Genomic DNA, 15930 nt, shown 5'->3' with positions numbered 1-15930 from the left:
CCCCGCGTTGGGGCTACGCAAACGGCCATGCAGATTATCCGCGATTACGCATATGTTGATCAGACCGACCGAGGCGCCAGCGTCGCCATCGGCAACTTCGACGGTGTCCATATCGGCCACCGGTCCGTCATCGACATCGCCCGCCGCGCGGGCGAAGCCGTGGGCGCCCCCCTCGGCGTGCTCACGTTCGAGCCGCACCCGAGGGAATATTTCGCCCCCGACGCGCCCCCTTTCCGCCTGATGAACCCCGAGGCCCGCGCGCACCGCCTCGAAAAACTCGGCGTTGAAAAGCTCTATCAATTGAACTTCAACGCCGCCCTCTCGGCCCTCACGCCCGAGGAATTCGCCGTCAATGTCATCCGCGATGGCCTTGACCTCAAACACGTGGTTGTCGGCGCCGACTTCTGCTTCGGCAAGGGCCGCGCAGGCACCGCCGCCGACCTGCAACGCTTCGGCGCGGATCTGGGATTCGGCGTGACCATCGCCCAACTGCTCGAAGGCGATCAGGGTGAGGTTTCCTCCACCGCCATCCGCCAGGCCCTTACCGATGGCCGCCCGCGCGATGCCGCCGCCATGCTGGGCCACTGGCACCGCATCGAGGGCGAGGTCGTGGGCGGCGAACAGCGCGGCCGCGAACTGGGCTACCCAACCACGAATATGTCCATCGAAGGGCTGCACCGGCCCCGCTTCGGCGTCTACGCCGTGCTGGTCGATGTCCTGAGCGGCCCTCACAAAGGCAGCTACCACGGCGCGGCCTCCCTCGGGGTCCGCCCGATGTTCCATGGCGAAGTGCCCAACATCGAAACCTTCATCTTCGATTTTTCCGGCGACCTCTACGGCACAGAACTGTCCGTCGCCCTGATCGACTATCTGCGCCCCGAAGAAACCTTCGACAGCCTTGAGGCCTTCATCGCCCAGATGGACGCCGACTGCGCCAAAGCCCGCGAAATCCTGGCAGACCTATGAACAACGACCCCATCGACCGCTCCGGCCTGCGCCCCCGCTTCTGGGAAACCACGCCCCTCAACCGCATGACCCAGAAAGAGTGGGAGGCGCTTTGCGACGGGTGCGGCAAGTGTTGCCTCAACAAGCTGGAAGACGAGGACACCTCCGAGGTGGCGCTGACACGTGTCGCCTGCCGTCTTTTCGACGATACCACCTGTCGCTGCGCGCAATACCCCATCCGCCACCAGTTCGTGCCGGAATGCATTTCGCTCACCGCGCAAAACCTCGAACTGCACCTCTACTGGATGCCCGAAACCTGCGCCTACAAGCGTCTGCACAAGGGCCAGCCGCTTTACGATTGGCACCCGCTGATCTCGGGCACCCCCGACACAGTCCACGAGGCCGGGGTTTCAATGCAAAATCGCACCGTCCCCGAATTCGAAGTCTCGGACGACGACTGGGAAGACCACGTAATCGAGGAACCGGGAACATGAGCTTCAAATCCGATAACTGCGGCCCGGCCCACCCGGCCATCATCGAGGCCCTCACCACCGCGAACCAAGGCTTTGCGCCCTCCTATGGCACCGATGACCTGACCGCCCGGACCGAAGCCAGATTGCGCGACATCTTCGAGGCCCCCGAGGCCTCCGTTCACCTTGTCGCCACGGGCACGGCGGCCAATTCGCTGGCCCTCTCGACCCTCACCCAGCCTTGGCAAACCATTTTCTGCACGCCGCTCGCCCATATCCATACCGATGAATGCCACGCGCCGGAATTCTACACCGGCGGCGCGAAGCTCTCGCTTGTGGGCGAAGGAGACAAGATGACCCCCGAGGCGCTGCAAACCGCGATCGAGGGCTGGACGCTTGGCGATGTGCATTGCTCACAACGTGGCCCCGTGGCCCTGACACAAGTCACCGAAATGGGCCGGGTGTATTCGCTGGAAGAACTGGCCGCCCTCACGCAAACCGCCGCCCGCTACGACCTGCCGGTGCATCTGGACGGCGCGCGTTTTGCCAATGCTCTCGTGGCCCTCGACTGCACCCCGGCGGAAATGACATGGAAGGCCGGGATCGACGCCGTCAGTTTCGGCGGCACGAAAAACGGCTGTCTGGGCGTCGAGGCAGTGATCTTCTTCAATCCCGCAAAAGCATGGGAGTTTGAACTGCGCCGCAAACGCGCCGCGCATCTTTTCTCCAAGCACCGCTTTCTGGCCGCGCAAATGCTGGCCTATCTTACCGACGATCTCTGGCTTGATATGGCGCGTGCCGCCAACGCCAAGGCCGCCCGTCTGGCCGAGGGCCTACGCGGCGTGCCCGATTGCGTTTTTCTGGCCGAACCACAGGCCAACATGATCTTCGCCACCCTGCCCCGCGCCACCCATCAACGCCTGATGAGGGGCGGCGCGCACTATGGCCTCAACCAAGGCCCGCTCGACACCGGCGCGCCAGATGAACCGCTTTCCATGCGGCTTGTCTGCGACTGGTCGATTCCCGAAGATGCCATCGACCATTTCGTAACCCTTGCCAAGGGCGATTGACCACCATCAATCCAATCCTCTGCCCCCTGCGGCAGCATGTGATCCAACGACAGGACACAGCACAGGGAGCGCCCCATGGCCGAGACAGAGCACACAACCGTAATCCGCATCCCCGAGGCCGTGGCCGTCTTCGACAGCGCCGAGGCCCTCAAGGCCGCCTATTGGGATCTGCGCATGGTCGGCTTCAGCCGCTATGACATCAGCCTTCTGGCCAAACAGGAAATTCTGGAAGAAAAACTCGGCCACGCCTATTGGCGCGCTCAGGATTTGGAGGATGACCCGAAGGCCCCTCGTGCCGCCTATGTCTCCGAGGAAGCCATGGGCGAGCTTGAAGGGGCCATTGCGGGCGGCTTTTTCTTTCTTGGCTCATACGTCGCGATGCTTGCCATGCTCACCCCGGCCAGCACACTGGCCGCCTCTATCGCCGCCATCGCCATCGGCGGTAGCCCTGCGGCGGTGATCGGCACGCTTTTAGCCCGTCGCGCCGATCATAAATTTCGCGACTACTATGCCAACCAGATTCACCATGGCGGCATCCTGATGTGGGTTCGGGTCAAGGACGACGACAAACGCGATCTGGCAATCAAGATCCTGACAGAACATTCAGGCCGCGATGTGCATGTTCACGACTGGAGCGAATAGCCAGCAGGAGTTTCGTACAAAACCCGCGTACGAAACGTACAATCCTCCAGCGCACGCTCGGTTAGAGCGTTTCCAGTTTACCTTGAATCAAAGTGTTTCACCAATGTCCCGAGAAGGCCGTAGGCCTGGCAGGGTATTGGTGATGCAACAATAGCTGGAAACGCTTTAATCCCCGGGGCCTGAACGCGTGGCACCAACGCGATACCGACATGATACCGACGTGCTGCCGATTGCATTTGTTCAGTCATTTCAAAACGTTAACCATGATTCTTCATAATCCTGCGGCACCCTGCTCGAAATCGCCCCCTGCTTGAGCGCGTGTCCGCCCATAACAACGCCCCCCTGCGCGAACCTTCGCCAATCTCACAGCGTCCTGCCTTTGCAGCGATCGCCATTGACCAAGATCAATGGCCTTCCGTTTCACCCCGTGCAGAACTTCATTGTCCTTTCACCTTCCCGGCTCATCCTGCCATAGCCGCTGCCATTCGAGGGAAATGATGACAGACCGCGTCCACAACACACTGAGCCAACCCCTAATGCCCGGCAAACGCCATGATCGTATTATCGAAAAACTTGGACCATGCCCTGGCGATGCCCTGTCTGCCATGGCCGGATATGGCATGAACGACCGCGAAATCGCCCGCTACTACGGCTTGACAAGATCAACCGTCAAACGCCTGCGGCGCATCCTTCCGGTGAGGGCAAAGTGGACATTCGACTGAGGCCGATCATGATAATCGTCAACGAGACCGCGACCACGGCATGCTAACGTCTGAACACTCCACAACAACAGGTTTCGACAACGAGGTTTCCATGAGTTCTCAAGGGCTTGAAGTCATTGATCATACCGTTCAGCTGACCCATGAGTGGATCAACGAACTGGCGGCAAAACTGGGCTGGGGGGATCGTAGGCAGGTATTGATGCTGATGCGCACCACTCTTGCCGGACTGCGTGATATGCTTGGCCCGAACGAGGCGGCACAGCTTTCTGCGCAACTGCCGCTTTTGGTGCGTGGCTTGTTTTTTGAAGGGTGGCAACCGGCGCATTCGCATGAAAGAACGCGTGAGGCCCTTGTCGCACGCATCGAAGCGAACCTTGGTCATGATCGGGAATATCAGGGCCCCGAGGATATTTCCGAAGTATTCCGGCTACTTAACGGGCGAGTTTCAGAAGGCGAAGTGCGCCAGGCCCGCCAGAGCCTGCCCGCCGACATACGCGATTTATGGCCCGAACTTTAGGTCCGCGACGCCAAGGTCCTAGTGAAAAGATCCCGTACGAGTCGTACGACAACAGGTGGATTTTCGTACGAAAAGCCGATCGGGCAGCATAGGGACCAAATTCTGCAAGGCATCGGCAATGTCCACCTCATTGAAGGCGGCCTCGTTGCCGCCTAGGTGCGCTGCAACCGAGGCCGCAAATTCAATGCGGCTCGGTTTTGGTGGCGGCGCCGACTGAGGCCGCCATTCTTCGAAAACCACCGGAACCCAACCTTCTGGAAGTTGCCGTGCAAACTCCACCACCTCGGCGGCTGTCATCCAGTCACGCAGGGCCAGAAGCACCGCACGCATGACGCGTGACGGGCGTCGACATGTCATGGGAAAAGGCAATCCGAAAACCATCGGAGCACGATCAAGATTGGCAGGGTTCATGGGCATCGACTCGATCCTGAACTGCGGGCAAAACATGGCCCTGTCGAAACCTTAGAATCGTGCAGGCCAAGACAACATTGATTGCCATCAATGCCCGATCACGCGCTGCAAATAGTCTGGGAACAATGGCCCAAGGCCATACACTCACCGTTCGAGGAACACAGCGATGAAAGTCAGGAATGCCATGCACCACAACGTGCAGTGGGTCTCGCATGATGCAAAGGTGACCGAGGTCGCCAAGCTGATGCGGGATGAGGACATCGGTGCGCTTCCGGTGTGTCGTGACGCAAAAATGGTCGGCATCATCACTGATCGTGACATCACCATCCGCGTCACTGCCGAAGGTGAAGACCCCGATGATGTCACGGCAGCCGAGATGATGTCATCTCATGTGGTGTGGTGCAGGACCGAAGAGGACCTGGAGGATGCAATACACCTCATGGATCAAAAACAGATCAGGCGTTTACCGGTGATCGACGAGTCCAAGGCATTGGTTGGCATGCTGAGTCTTGGCGACATCTCGCACGCAGCCAGCCGCGCATTGAGCGGTGAAATCCTGCATGCGGTCTCGGCGCATCACGGCACACATATACCGGAAAATCGCGACCCACACGCCACACAGCCCGCAGCGGTTGCCGATGATCAATGAAACACCTGCCCCGCAAGCGCATGGTGGCCACACAGGACCGTCTGACCAAACAGACAATTCTGGAGGAGATTGAAGCGATGGATGACGCCACGATTCAACAGGATGTGCTGGACGAGTTGGATTTTGAACCGAGTATCGATGCCGCCGACATCGGCGTTTCCGTGGATGAGGGTGTGGTCTCACTGAGCGGGCATGTGACCACCTACGCCGAACGCGCCAAGGCCGAAAAGGTCGCGTCGCGCGTCAAAGGCGTGCGCGGGATCGTCGTGAACATTGAGGTTCGGCCCATCGGGTCGCACCAGACCGCCGATGATGAAATAGCCAAGCGCATCTTGCATACCTTGGAATGGAACACGTCTGTTCCAGATGACGCCGTGAAAGTGAAGGTGCGCAATGGTTGGGTGACACTGAGCGGTGACGTCGAGTGGAACTTTCAAAAAGACGCAGCCGCGCGCGCCATACGGGGTATGGCCGGGATAACAGGGATCACCAACTCGATCTTGATCAAACCCGCGCTCAAGGTCGCGGACGTGCGCAAACGCATCGAAGACGCGTTCAAGCGCGATGCCGAACTGGAAGCCGGGGGCATTCGTATCGCGGTCAGCGATGGGCGCGTGACCCTGAACGGCAAGGTCAAGAACTGGAGCGAACGACAAGTCGCCGAGCGTGCCGCATGGTCCGCCCCCGGCGTGAAAGCCGTGGAGGATCATATCGCGGTGTCATGACGAATGCCGCTGCTGCCCTGACGCCAGCAGTGAACTGACCAGTGTGTCAAGGAAGTTGGGCACAGACCGCGTGCAATTTTTCTGTGCCACCCCCATTCCTGTTGCTCTCTTATCCCCGACTAAGGAGGCAAGGACACAAATGGTCGGGCAATCCGCTTGAAAGGGTCGCTTTATCCCTCGCGTGCCTTTCCAAACAAAAGCGTTTTGCAAGTGACCTGTGGTGAAGGACAGCGGTGGCAGACGGCCCGAACATGACGGTCCTGTATTGATCGTTCGGGTCGGCGAGGCTGGCTGGTGTGCAATGCACACCAGCCAGTTTTTGCTACACCGTCTTACCTTGAGGTCAGTTTGGCCGCTTGTAGACCCTGGAAAGGGTCAATCCTCAGGAAACCTGAAAAACAAGATAAGGCCCGAGGCCAATTAAATAGATTTTCAAAAAACCCTAGAATCCGTTATTATTCTCGTCAGAGTCGAATTTTACGCACGCAGCTGCCTACTGGAATTTGTTTCACCTTGGATAGTATTGAGAACCATAACAAAACAGTTTTGGTTGTTGATGATGAACACGACCTGCGCCTCACGCTTCGCAAAGGGCTGGAGGCAGATGGTTTCAAGGTCATTGAAGCCGCTGATCGAAACGAAGCGCTACGGGGCATCAAGAATTATGGCGTTGATATCGTGACGCTTGATCTTGGGTTCGGTCCCGATGATGGGTTTAGTTTTGCCCGCGAACTGCGCGAGCAGCGCAATGTCCCGGTGATCCTTGTAACCGGGCGATCCGACCCGCAGGATCGGGTGCGTGGACTGGAAAACGGGGCCGATGATTACATCACCAAGCCATTCCATTTCCGTGAAATCGTGATGCGGATCAATCAAGTGTTGCGACGCTATGAGCTTGAGGAAAACCACCAACCCACAGATATTCCCGAAAAGATCGACTTTGATCATTGCGTTTTCGATACCCGCAAGCGGTTTGTTCACAAGAACAACGGGGATGACCTTGACCTGACAGAAACCGAATTGCGTCTGTTGGAAATATTCGTGCGCCGCCCCGGGCGCGTCCTGAGCCGGGACGAGATATCGCTTAGCCTGAGAGGGCAGGAATGGTCACCGCTGGATCGAACGATTGACGGCCACGTGGCCCGCCTGCGCCGCAAGATCGAACCGGAAAGCGACAGCCCGAACCTGATCAAAAGCGTCCGCGGGGTTGGCTATGTCTTTACCGGGGATGTCAAACCGGTGACGGCAAGCGACGCCTGAGCGCATCGTGGACTTTCCGGCCAAGCCGTGCGATCGAATAGGGCTTTGGCAGGATTTGCACACCGTTGGATGAATCCTTGGGGTCAGTGCCCCCCACAACATTGCCGGTAGTGAGTAGCAACCCGACCGCAGGATGTTTCGCACGCACCCAATCCGCAAGGTCGTGGCCTGACATATCGCCCGGCATGGCCACATCACTGAACACCAGATCCACGTGATGGCCTTCGTCGAGCATCTTGCAAGCTGACACGGCGTCTCGCGCCTCGCACACCACGTAGCCAAGAACCTCCAGACGTTTCAGGACGGTCTCACGCACCAGATCGTCATCCTCGACCACAAGGATGACTTCGCCATCACCATAGGTGATACCGGATGCCTCGCCCCCGTCATTTGTACCAGCCTGCTGATCATCATGGTCGCGGGGCAGAAGGACCGACACCGTCGTTCCACGGCCCGGTGCGCTTTCGATCTGCATACAGCCATTTTCACGCGCGGCAAAGGCAGCGGCGCTCGTCAAGCCAAGCCCGGTGCCCCGCCCGACCGATTTGGTCGTGAAAAACGGCTCTTGTGCCTGTTCCACAATTTCAGGTGGCATACCAAGGCCTGTATCTTTCACGAATATGCGAACGTATTCTCCGGGGGTTGCGCCACTTAGGTCTTCGGCGGCATCGGCATCAAGCGTAACGTTCTTGGCGCCGATAGTGATCTGGCCACCATGCGGCATGGCATCGCGCGCATTCACCACCAGATTGAGCAGCGCGCTGTCCAACTCGGCCGTATCGGCGCGGACGGTCCAGATTTTCCGGTTGTGCAATATCTTGAGGTCGATCGTATCGCCCACCGCGCGTGACAGGATCGGCCAGATCGACGCCAGATGACGATCGACTTGCAGCACCCCGGGCTGAACGCGGCGTGTTCTGGCCAGGGACAACAGCCGGGAATTGAAGGTGGCTCCCATTTCCGAGGCTTCGATGGCGGTGTCCAGAAGCGCCTGGGTTTCGGGGTCGGAGGTTCGCCTTTGGGCCAGTTCCAGGTTCGACAGGATCACCGTCAGCAGGTTGTTGAAATCATGGGCAATGCCACTCGACAAGCGCCCGATGGATTCCAGCCGCTTGGAATTCTCAAGCCGTCGCTGCATCTGGCGGGTTTCGGTGACGTCCATGAGCATCCCACGGACGCGCGTCGCGTGTCGTTGCGGACCATTTTTCGAAAAGATCACGCGGCCATGGACCTGCAACCAGCGGCGATTGCCGTTGGGCAGCGTGAGGCCAAGGTCCTGTTTCAACCGTCCGCTTCCCGTCGGGTCAAAGGCGGACTGTAGCTGGCTACGTATCTGGAGCATGGCGCGCGGGCCGATATGGCGCTCCATTTCATCAATGGTCTGGGGGCTCGCTTCGGGCGGGAGCCCCAAAAGCCCGCGTGCTTCGGGCGACCAATGCGCTTGCCCCGTTGCGAGGTCGATGTCGAAGGTTCCGAAATGAGCGGCCTCGGCGGCAAGGCGCAAGCGCGCCTCGCTTTCACGCAAGGATTGTTCTGCGCGTTTGCGGTCGCTCACGTCCTCGGCAAAAACGATGACGCCTGCGATCTCGCCCGAGGCTTCATGCCACGGGTGAACCTCCCATCTTAGCCATTGCACGGTCTGGTCCGGGCGCAAGAACCAATCTTCGCGACATTTTACGATCTCACCCGCAAGACCGCGCCGGTGCGCCTTGATCCAGCTATCAGGCAAATCCGGGAACAAATCATAGTGCCGCTTTCCCTCGATTTGCTCACCGTTGAGGTCGTAGTCATCAAGCCATCGGCGGCTGCACCGGATGTATCGCATCTCATGATCGAACATCGCCATGGGCGTCGGCGCATCCTCGATGAAGCGCTCCAGGCGGTCCCTAAGCCCCTGAAGCTCAGCCAGAAATTGCTTTCGTTCACTGATATCGCTGATCAAAGACAGCATATGGCCCGGCGTGCCGCTTTCATCCGGAAGCAGGGACACACGTATGTGCACCCAAATCACCTTACCATCTGCACGGCGGTAACGTGTTTCGATCTCGAAAAAGGGCAGTTTGCCGGACAACAGGGGCTTTGCCTTGGCCATGAAGTCAGGCAGATCCTCAGGGTGGATCAGGTCATAGGCTGTCATGCCCTCAAGCGCCTGCGCATCATGTCCCACAAGCGAGAGGTATGCCGGATTGCAGGTTTGAATGCGCCCATGCAAATCGGTGACGACTATCCCCATAGCCGCGTGTTCGAAGACTCCTTCGAACCAAGCGCCCATGTTCGGACGCGCGGACATGAGCGCTTTCGTGTCAAACTGACCGGGATAACTTTTCTGTGCCATCGTCTGGCTCCGGAAACCCCTAGATATGGCATAGTAGCACGATATGGGTCACAACGCCTAGAAAGTGTACAATTCTACACATTTATACTTTTGATCCCTCCCCGATTCTGAAGGTTAATGAAATCGCCTTTGGGGGGACATGGCCAACGGGTGAGCGCCATGACCAGGCATTCAAGACATTAGCCGGCTCTGCCGGTGCGTATGAGTACCAACGGAAGGCCCGTATCAGGGCTGCAATTGGTGCCGGATTCATTATTTCCGGCATGCTCAGAGGGGATTTCAAGATGAACGTAGTATCAATGCACCGTGTACCGATGCCACAGTGTCAGGACTGTCCTATTTCGGGATTATCCTTTTGTGCGAGCGTTTCAGAAGAGTCTTTGGGAGAATTGTCACGTCTTGCAAATCGTGCGAATTTCAAACGGGGACAGACCATCATGATGCAGGGTGATGTTTCCGAAAAGATTGGCATTCTACGATCCGGCGTCATCAAGACGGTTTTCATGACGGAAGAGGGGGATACTCAGGTTCTCGGCCTGCTCTTTCCCGGGGATTTCGTTGGGCGCGCATTCGAAAGCGATTACCGCTTTTCATACGAGGCCGCCACCGACACCGAGGTCTGTGTGTTCAATCGCGTGTCATTCGAGGCGCTTTTGATGGGCTCGCCGATGCTGGAGCATGAATATCTTCTTAGCTCCTTGCGCCAGATGGACATGATGCACAGTTGGACTTGCCTGTTGCGTGGCCGCACAGCACGCGAACGCGTCGCGGCCTATTTCATGTTCAGCGCCCTATATGAGGGTGAGACCGACACCATGCTTGATATGTCCGGCGCTAATCCAGTCGTGAACCTACGACTCTGCCGCGCCGATCTGGCAAGTCTGCTGGATATGACGCCGGAAACCTTTTGCCGCTGCCTGCATGGCTTGGCCGACCAGGGCGCGGTTCGCGTTCTTAACCCCAACCGGATCGAGCTTACGGATATGAGGCGCCTTCGGCACCTTGCCGGTCCGCCGTTGGAAGGATTGATCGAGGGACCGAGGCTCGCTGTAGGCTGAACTCAATTGGCTTGGTTTACTCGACAGAATATTCAGGCATCACACCCTCTTCACGTGGCGGTCGCCCAAGCGAACTGATCCTCGGTTTCTACTGCGCAGGGCCGCACGGCCCGCAACCGGGCGAGCGCCGCATCCGCGGCCTCGCCCGATTCAATCATCAGGCGCAAGGCCGCCATACCGGACCGCCCACAGCCCCCCGCACAGTGAATCAGAACCCGCCCACCCCCTTGCAGGGCGGCAAGCGCGGCGCGGCTTGCCTCGTGCCAGGCATCTTCCTCGGAGGTCGAGGGCACCCCGAAATCCGTCACCGGCACATGCGCCCATCGGGTCCCGGCATCTTGCAGGTCAGACCCAAGATCGCTGGCCCCATGCCGCACCATCTCCGGCAGGCTGGTCATGCTGATTACAAGGGCCGGTTGCCAATCGCGCAGGTGCGCCAGATCTTCGGCATAGTGCCCGCCACGCCCCGGCATGGGCGCGATGGCAAGGATGCCTTCATTTACCGGCAGGGCAAATATGATGAAGCCAGACATACGCGCGCCCTACAACCTGTTGGCCCCGAAGGTATCACAATTGGCCATCTGGCCCGTTTCGTACCCAATGGCGAACCACCTTGCCCGCTGTTCGCTGGTGCCATGGGTAAAGGTATGCGGCTGCGGCACCCGACCGGCCCGGCGTTGCAGGTGATCGTCGCCGATCATCTTCGCGGCATTGAGCGCCTCTTGCAGGTCGCCGGGTTCGAGCAATCCGTCAACGGCCCGCGCCCAGACACCCGACAGGCAGTCTGCCTGCAATTCCAGCCGGACGGTCAGGGCATTGGCCTGTGCCTGCCCTACCGCCTGTCGCCGATCGTGCACCTGCCCCAGAATGCCCAGTTCGTTTTGCACATGGTGGGCCACCTCATGCGCCACCACATAGGCCGCCGCGAAATCCCCCCCTGCGCCCAGTTGCCGTGATAACGTGCCGAAGAATTCGGTATCGAGATACGCCTTGCGGTCCGCCGGGCAGTAGAAAGGCCCGGTGGCCCCGCTTGCCCCGCCACAGGGACTTTGAGTCACGCCGGAAAACAGTACCAGCGTCGGTGGGCGATAGTCGCGCCCGACCTGCCGGGGAAAGACCTGTGCCCAGACATCCTCGGTGGTGGCCAGCACGCGTGATGTGAACTCGGCCGCGCGCTCTTCCTCGGCGCTCAATTCGCGCGGGGCGCTTTGCTGTTGCGGAAGGCCCCCCTGCAAGAGGGGCGTTACGTCGATCCCGGCGAAATATCCAACGGCCAGGACAACCAAGAGGCCGACACCGCCGATCCCGGCCTTGCCCCTTCCGCCCATGCGGCGGCGATCTTCGATATTCCGGCTGCGCCGGATATTGCGCAAGCGCATAGTGACCCCCCATCTGCTCACCATTCAACGGCCTCTACCCTTGCCGCATCCCGATCCAAAAGCAAGCCATCGCGCAAGGTGGTGGACGCCCCGCGCCCCCCGCTTTAGGGTCACAAGGTATCGCGAATCCAAAGGCCCCGCATGACCGAGACCCCCAGTACCGCCTATCAGGTCCTTGCCCGGAAATACCGGCCCGAAACCTTTGCCGACCTGGTCGGGCAGGATGCCATGGTGCGCACCCTGAAGAACGCGTTCAAATCCGACCGGATCGCGCAGGCCTTCATCATGACCGGCATTCGCGGCACCGGCAAAACCACCACCGCGCGGATCATCGCCAAGGGCATGAACTGTATCGGCCCGGACGGACAGGGAAACCCCACGACCGAACCTTGCGGTGAGTGCGAACATTGCGTGGCCATCATGGAAGGTCGCCACGTCGACGTGATGGAGATGGACGCGGCCTCGCGCACGGGTGTGGGCGACATCCGCGAGATCATTGAATCGGTGCATTATCGCGCGGCCTCGGCGCGCTACAAGATTTACATCATCGACGAGGTGCACATGCTTTCGACCAGCGCGTTCAACGCGCTGCTCAAGACGCTGGAGGAACCCCCCGAGCATGTGAAGTTCATCTTTGCCACGACCGAGATTCGCAAGGTTCCGGTGACGGTGCTGTCGCGCTGTCAGCGGTTCGACCTGCGCCGGATCGAACCAGAGGTGATGATCGGCCTTTTGCGCCGCATCGCCACCGCGGAAGGGGCCGAGATCAACGATGATGCGCTTGCGCTCATTACCCGCGCCGCCGAAGGCTCGGCCCGCGACGCCACATCGTTGCTCGATCAGGCAATCAGCCACGGCGCGGGGGAAACCACCGCCGATCAGGTGCGCGCCATGCTGGGGCTGGCCGACCGGGGCCGGGTGCTGGACCTCTTTGACCTGATCATGAAGGGCGATGCGGCAGGGGCCCTGACGGAACTGTCAGGCCAGTATGCCGAAGGGGCCGATCCCATGGCGGTGCTGCGCGATCTGGCCGAGGTGACCCACTGGATTTCCGTGGTCAAGATCACGCCGGAAGCCGCCGAGGACCCCACCATCGGCCCCGATGAACGCGCCCGTGGCCAGAGCATGGCCGACACCCTGCCGATGCGCGTCCTGACCCGGATGTGGCAGATGCTTCTCAAGGCGCTGGACGAAGTGGCCGAGGCCCCGAACGCCATGATGGCCGCCGAGATGGCGGTGATCCGCCTGACCCATGTGGCCGACCTGCCCTCGCCCGAGGAGCTGGTGCGCAAGCTGCGTGACACGCCCCCGCCGCCTGCCCCGGGGCCTGGCGGCGGCGCGGCAGCCCCGCAATCCGGCGGCACCACCCATGCACAAGGCGGAGCCCCCGCCCCCACGCATCCCGGCCCCTCAGGGCCAAGCGCTTCGGGCGCCAGCCCAGCCCTGGCAGTCGCCAACGAGGCCGCGCTGGCGCATTACCCGACATTCGAGCATGTGGTCGAACTGATCCGCACACAGCGCGACGTAAAACTGCTGGTCGAGGTGGAAACCTGTGTCCAACTGGCCAGCTATCGCCCCGGACGAATCGAGTTTCAGCCAACGGAAAACGCCCCTCAGGACCTCTCGCAACGCCTTGGGGCCGCCCTGCAACGCTGGACCGGCACCCGCTGGGGGGTGAGCCTCGTCAACGAAGGCGGGGCCGAGACCATCGCCGCCAAACGCGACGCCGCCGAAACCGCCCTCAAGGAAGAAGCCTCGGACCACCCCATGGTCAGGGCCGTCCTTGCCGCCTTTCCCAAGGCCAGGATCACCCAGATACGCACGCCCGAGGAACAACAGGCCGAAGCCGAGGCCGACGCCCTGCCCGAGGTCGAAGACGAGTGGGACCCCTTCGAAGAAGATTGACGGCCCCACCCTTGCCGCCCGCCCCCGGCGCTGCAATATGTTAACCAAATCCCCGGCGCATCTCCCGCGCCGCAACCACTCACAACCCGGAGAGATCAGATGTTCAAAGGACTGGGCCAGCTTGGCGATATGGCCGGCATGATGAAAAAAGCGCAGGAAATGCAGAAGAAAATGGCCGAGTTGCAGGAAGAGATGCACAACATGATGGTCGAAGGCGAATCCGGCGCGGGCCTCGTGAAGGCCACCTGCTCGGCCAAGGGCGAACTCAAGGGCCTTGATATCGACCCGTCGATCTTCAATTCGGACGACAAGGAAGTGGTCGAAGACCTGATCCTCGCCGCCATCAAGGACGCCCAGCAAAAGGCGAATGAGCGCTCACAGGAAGAAATGAGCAAGCTGACTGAGGAAATGGGCCTGCCCAAGGACATGAACCTACCGTTCTGATCTTCTTCTTTTTATAAATATCCCGGGGGAGCGTTGAAAATCCTCGGATTTTCAACGTAGGGGGCTGGCCCCCATTTCCACCCGCAATCACAGGCACTACCGGCCATGAGTTCCACCCGCGACATAGACGCCCTGATCGACCTGATGGCGAAGTTGCCGGGGCTTGGCCCTCGGTCGGCCCGGCGCGCGGTGCTGCACCTGATTGCCAAGCGGGACTTGCAGCTTCTGCCACTGGCCGACCTGATGCAGAAGGTGGCCGCCACGGCGCGCGAATGCCTCAACTGCGGCAATATCGGCACCACCGATGTCTGTGATATCTGCACCTCCGAGAAACGCGCCAACGGTCAGCTTTGCGTGGTGGAGGACGTGGCCGACCTTTGGGCGATGGAGCGCGGCCATGCCTTCAAGGGGCGCTATCACGTGCTTGGCGGCACACTCAGTGCGCTGGATCAGGTAGGGCCGGAGCAACTGCGGATTCCGCAACTGGTCAACCGGGTCGAGGCCGAGGACATCAACGAAGTGATCCTCGCCCTGAACGCCACGGTCGATGGTCAGACCACAGCGCATTACATCGCCGATCAGTTGGAAGATCGGGTCACCCTGACCTCATTGGCCCAAGGCGTGCCGATTGGAGGGGAGCTTGACTATCTGGATGACGGCACCATAAGTGCCGCTCTCAGCGCCCGCAAAAAGCTCTGACATTTGGTGTTCGAGAGTCCTTAGCGGATCGCGCTCGTTATGTGGTAGAAGGGTATGAACCTTCCCTGATCCAAGGACAGCCGAATGCCCGTCAGTCCCCGCCTTGTCGGCCTTCTTTATCTTGTCATCATCATATGCGGCGTCACCTCCGAGGCGGTTTTCCGCGCGGCCTTCCGTGCGGACCCCTCGCTTGTCTCCCAAGGCGCGGGGCACTTGCGCCTGTCGATGCTGGCCGATCTGGTGATGGCGCTGGCGGATGTCGGACTTGCGATACTGCTGCTGGCGCTGCTGCGGCGCTTTGGAGAATGGCTTGCCATCGGCGCAACCGCCTTTCGCCTCGTGCAAGCGGCGGGGATTGCCGCCGGGTTGGGGTGGCTCATGGCGGCCATACTTGATGCACCACGGACCGCAATGTGGTTGAGCATTCACGAAACGGGGTATGATGTATCGTTGGGTTTCTTCGCGGTGAACTGCCTGTTGACCGGCATACTATTACATCGGGCTGGTGTGGCATGGCTGGGCTGGGCCATCGGTTTGTCGGGCGTGGTTTACGGCACCGGAAGCATCCTGCGCCTGATCGCGCCCGATCTGGCCACTGTCTTTGCCCCGGCCTATGGTTTGCCGCTTCTGGCGGAAAGCGCCTTTTGTATCTGGCTGTTGTCGGGCGCGCCCGCGCTGTCACAGCAGCGCCAATAAAGA

General features: G+C 60.1%; 18 protein-coding genes. 14 read left to right on the top strand and 4 right to left on the bottom strand.

All coding sequences use genetic code 11. The features are described 5' to 3' along the window. Nucleotides 1-27: 27 nt before the first annotated feature. From FDP25_RS11880 to FDP25_RS11860, 6 genes are all read left to right on the top strand, one after another. Nucleotides 28-966, top strand: coding sequence for a bifunctional riboflavin kinase/FAD synthetase (locus FDP25_RS11880; RefSeq protein ID WP_154151976.1), 939 nt, complete (start codon nt 28-30; stop codon nt 964-966). Beyond that, complete coding sequence (locus FDP25_RS11875; RefSeq protein ID WP_154151974.1) at nt 963-1439, top strand: YcgN family cysteine cluster protein; 477 nt, start codon at nt 963-965, stop codon at nt 1437-1439. Before FDP25_RS11880 ends, FDP25_RS11875 begins: the two co-directional genes overlap by 4 nt. Next, nucleotides 1436-2485 (top strand): threonine aldolase family protein, encoded by a 1050-nt coding sequence (locus FDP25_RS11870; protein ID WP_154151972.1) that lies wholly within the window; start codon nt 1436-1438, stop codon nt 2483-2485. Before FDP25_RS11875 ends, FDP25_RS11870 begins: the two co-directional genes overlap by 4 nt. Nucleotides 2486-2560: 75 nt before the next feature. Then, a complete protein-coding gene (locus tag FDP25_RS11865) occupies nt 2561-3127 on the top strand; it encodes a hypothetical protein (RefSeq protein ID WP_154151970.1) in 567 nt (188 codons plus the stop codon). A gap of 494 nt (nt 3128-3621) precedes the next feature. Next, entirely contained in the window at nt 3622-3849 is a 228-nt protein-coding gene (locus FDP25_RS17065; RefSeq protein WP_172982793.1) for a hypothetical protein, read from the top strand. 91 nt (nt 3850-3940) lie between these two features. Continuing rightward, the gene (locus tag FDP25_RS11860) at nt 3941-4366 is read left to right on the top strand and encodes a DUF2267 domain-containing protein (RefSeq protein ID WP_154151968.1); all 426 of its coding nucleotides are present in this window, start codon (nt 3941-3943) and stop codon (nt 4364-4366) included. Nucleotides 4367-4384: 18 nt separating this feature from the next. On the opposite strand, the gene FDP25_RS11855 is transcribed toward FDP25_RS11860, so the two are convergent. After that, a complete protein-coding gene (locus FDP25_RS11855) occupies nt 4385-4783 on the bottom strand; it encodes a DUF2267 domain-containing protein (RefSeq protein WP_172982792.1) in 399 nt (132 codons plus the stop codon). A gap of 160 nt (nt 4784-4943) precedes the next feature. On the opposite strand from FDP25_RS11855, the gene FDP25_RS11850 reads away from it, so the two are divergent. The 3 genes from FDP25_RS11850 (at nt 4944) to FDP25_RS11840 (ending at nt 7411) form a co-directional block, all read left to right on the top strand. Next, a complete protein-coding gene (locus FDP25_RS11850; RefSeq protein ID WP_154151964.1) occupies nt 4944-5426 on the top strand; it encodes a CBS domain-containing protein in 483 nt (160 codons plus the stop codon). Further along, nucleotides 5423-6151 carry a BON domain-containing protein gene (locus FDP25_RS11845; protein ID WP_246175826.1) on the top strand — a complete coding sequence of 243 codons (729 nt, stop codon included), beginning with the start codon at nt 5423-5425 and terminating at the stop codon, nt 6149-6151. The genes FDP25_RS11850 and FDP25_RS11845 overlap by 4 nt, the downstream gene beginning before the upstream one ends. 546 nt (nt 6152-6697) lie before the next feature. Beyond that, nucleotides 6698-7411 (top strand): response regulator transcription factor, encoded by a 714-nt coding sequence (locus tag FDP25_RS11840; protein WP_218939972.1) that lies wholly within the window; start codon nt 6698-6700, stop codon nt 7409-7411. On the opposite strand, the gene FDP25_RS11835 is transcribed toward FDP25_RS11840, so the two are convergent. Next, nucleotides 7383-9746, bottom strand: coding sequence for a PAS domain S-box protein (locus FDP25_RS11835; protein ID WP_154151960.1), 2364 nt, complete (start codon nt 9744-9746; stop codon nt 7383-7385). The genes FDP25_RS11840 and FDP25_RS11835 overlap by 29 nt on opposite strands. Before the next feature lie 263 nt (nt 9747-10009). Between FDP25_RS11835 and FDP25_RS11830 the strand changes: the two genes are divergently transcribed. Next, the gene (locus FDP25_RS11830) at nt 10010-10804 is read left to right on the top strand and encodes a cyclic nucleotide-binding domain-containing protein (RefSeq protein WP_154151958.1); all 795 of its coding nucleotides are present in this window, start codon (nt 10010-10012) and stop codon (nt 10802-10804) included. A gap of 50 nt (nt 10805-10854) precedes the next feature. On the opposite strand, the gene FDP25_RS11825 is transcribed toward FDP25_RS11830, so the two are convergent. Together FDP25_RS11825 and ypfJ are read right to left on the bottom strand one after the other, a co-directional pair. Beyond that, nucleotides 10855-11337 carry a protein-tyrosine phosphatase family protein gene (locus tag FDP25_RS11825; RefSeq protein WP_154151956.1) on the bottom strand — a complete coding sequence of 161 codons (483 nt, stop codon included), beginning with the start codon at nt 11335-11337 and terminating at the stop codon, nt 10855-10857. Nucleotides 11338-11346: 9 nt separating this feature from the next. Beyond that, nucleotides 11347-12183, bottom strand: a complete 837-nt coding sequence (gene ypfJ, locus FDP25_RS11820) for a KPN_02809 family neutral zinc metallopeptidase (protein WP_154151954.1) — start codon at nt 12181-12183, stop codon at nt 11347-11349. Between the two features lie 141 nt (nt 12184-12324). On the opposite strand from ypfJ, the gene FDP25_RS11815 reads away from it, so the two are divergent. The 4 genes from FDP25_RS11815 (at nt 12325) to FDP25_RS11800 (ending at nt 15927) form a co-directional block, all read left to right on the top strand. Further along, on the top strand, nt 12325-14088 hold the full coding sequence (locus tag FDP25_RS11815; RefSeq protein ID WP_154151952.1) for a DNA polymerase III subunit gamma/tau: 1764 nt from the start codon (nt 12325-12327) through the stop codon (nt 14086-14088). Between the two features lie 99 nt (nt 14089-14187). Further along, nucleotides 14188-14532: a YbaB/EbfC family nucleoid-associated protein gene (locus FDP25_RS11810; protein ID WP_154151950.1), complete on the top strand. Its 345-nt coding sequence runs from the start codon at nt 14188-14190 to the stop codon at nt 14530-14532. 105 nt (nt 14533-14637) lie between these two features. Next, entirely contained in the window at nt 14638-15231 is a 594-nt protein-coding gene (gene recR / locus FDP25_RS11805) for a recombination mediator RecR (protein ID WP_154151948.1), read from the top strand. An 84-nt stretch (nt 15232-15315) separates the two neighbouring features. After that, nucleotides 15316-15927, top strand: coding sequence for a DUF4386 domain-containing protein (locus tag FDP25_RS11800; RefSeq protein WP_154151946.1), 612 nt, complete (start codon nt 15316-15318; stop codon nt 15925-15927). Nucleotides 15928-15930: the final 3 nt, after the last annotated feature.

It is taken from the genome of Roseovarius bejariae (assembly GCF_009669325.1).
In the GTDB taxonomy this organism is placed as follows: domain Bacteria; phylum Pseudomonadota; class Alphaproteobacteria; order Rhodobacterales; family Rhodobacteraceae; genus Roseovarius; species Roseovarius bejariae.
This window is presented reverse-complemented; position numbering and strand designations above follow the sequence as displayed.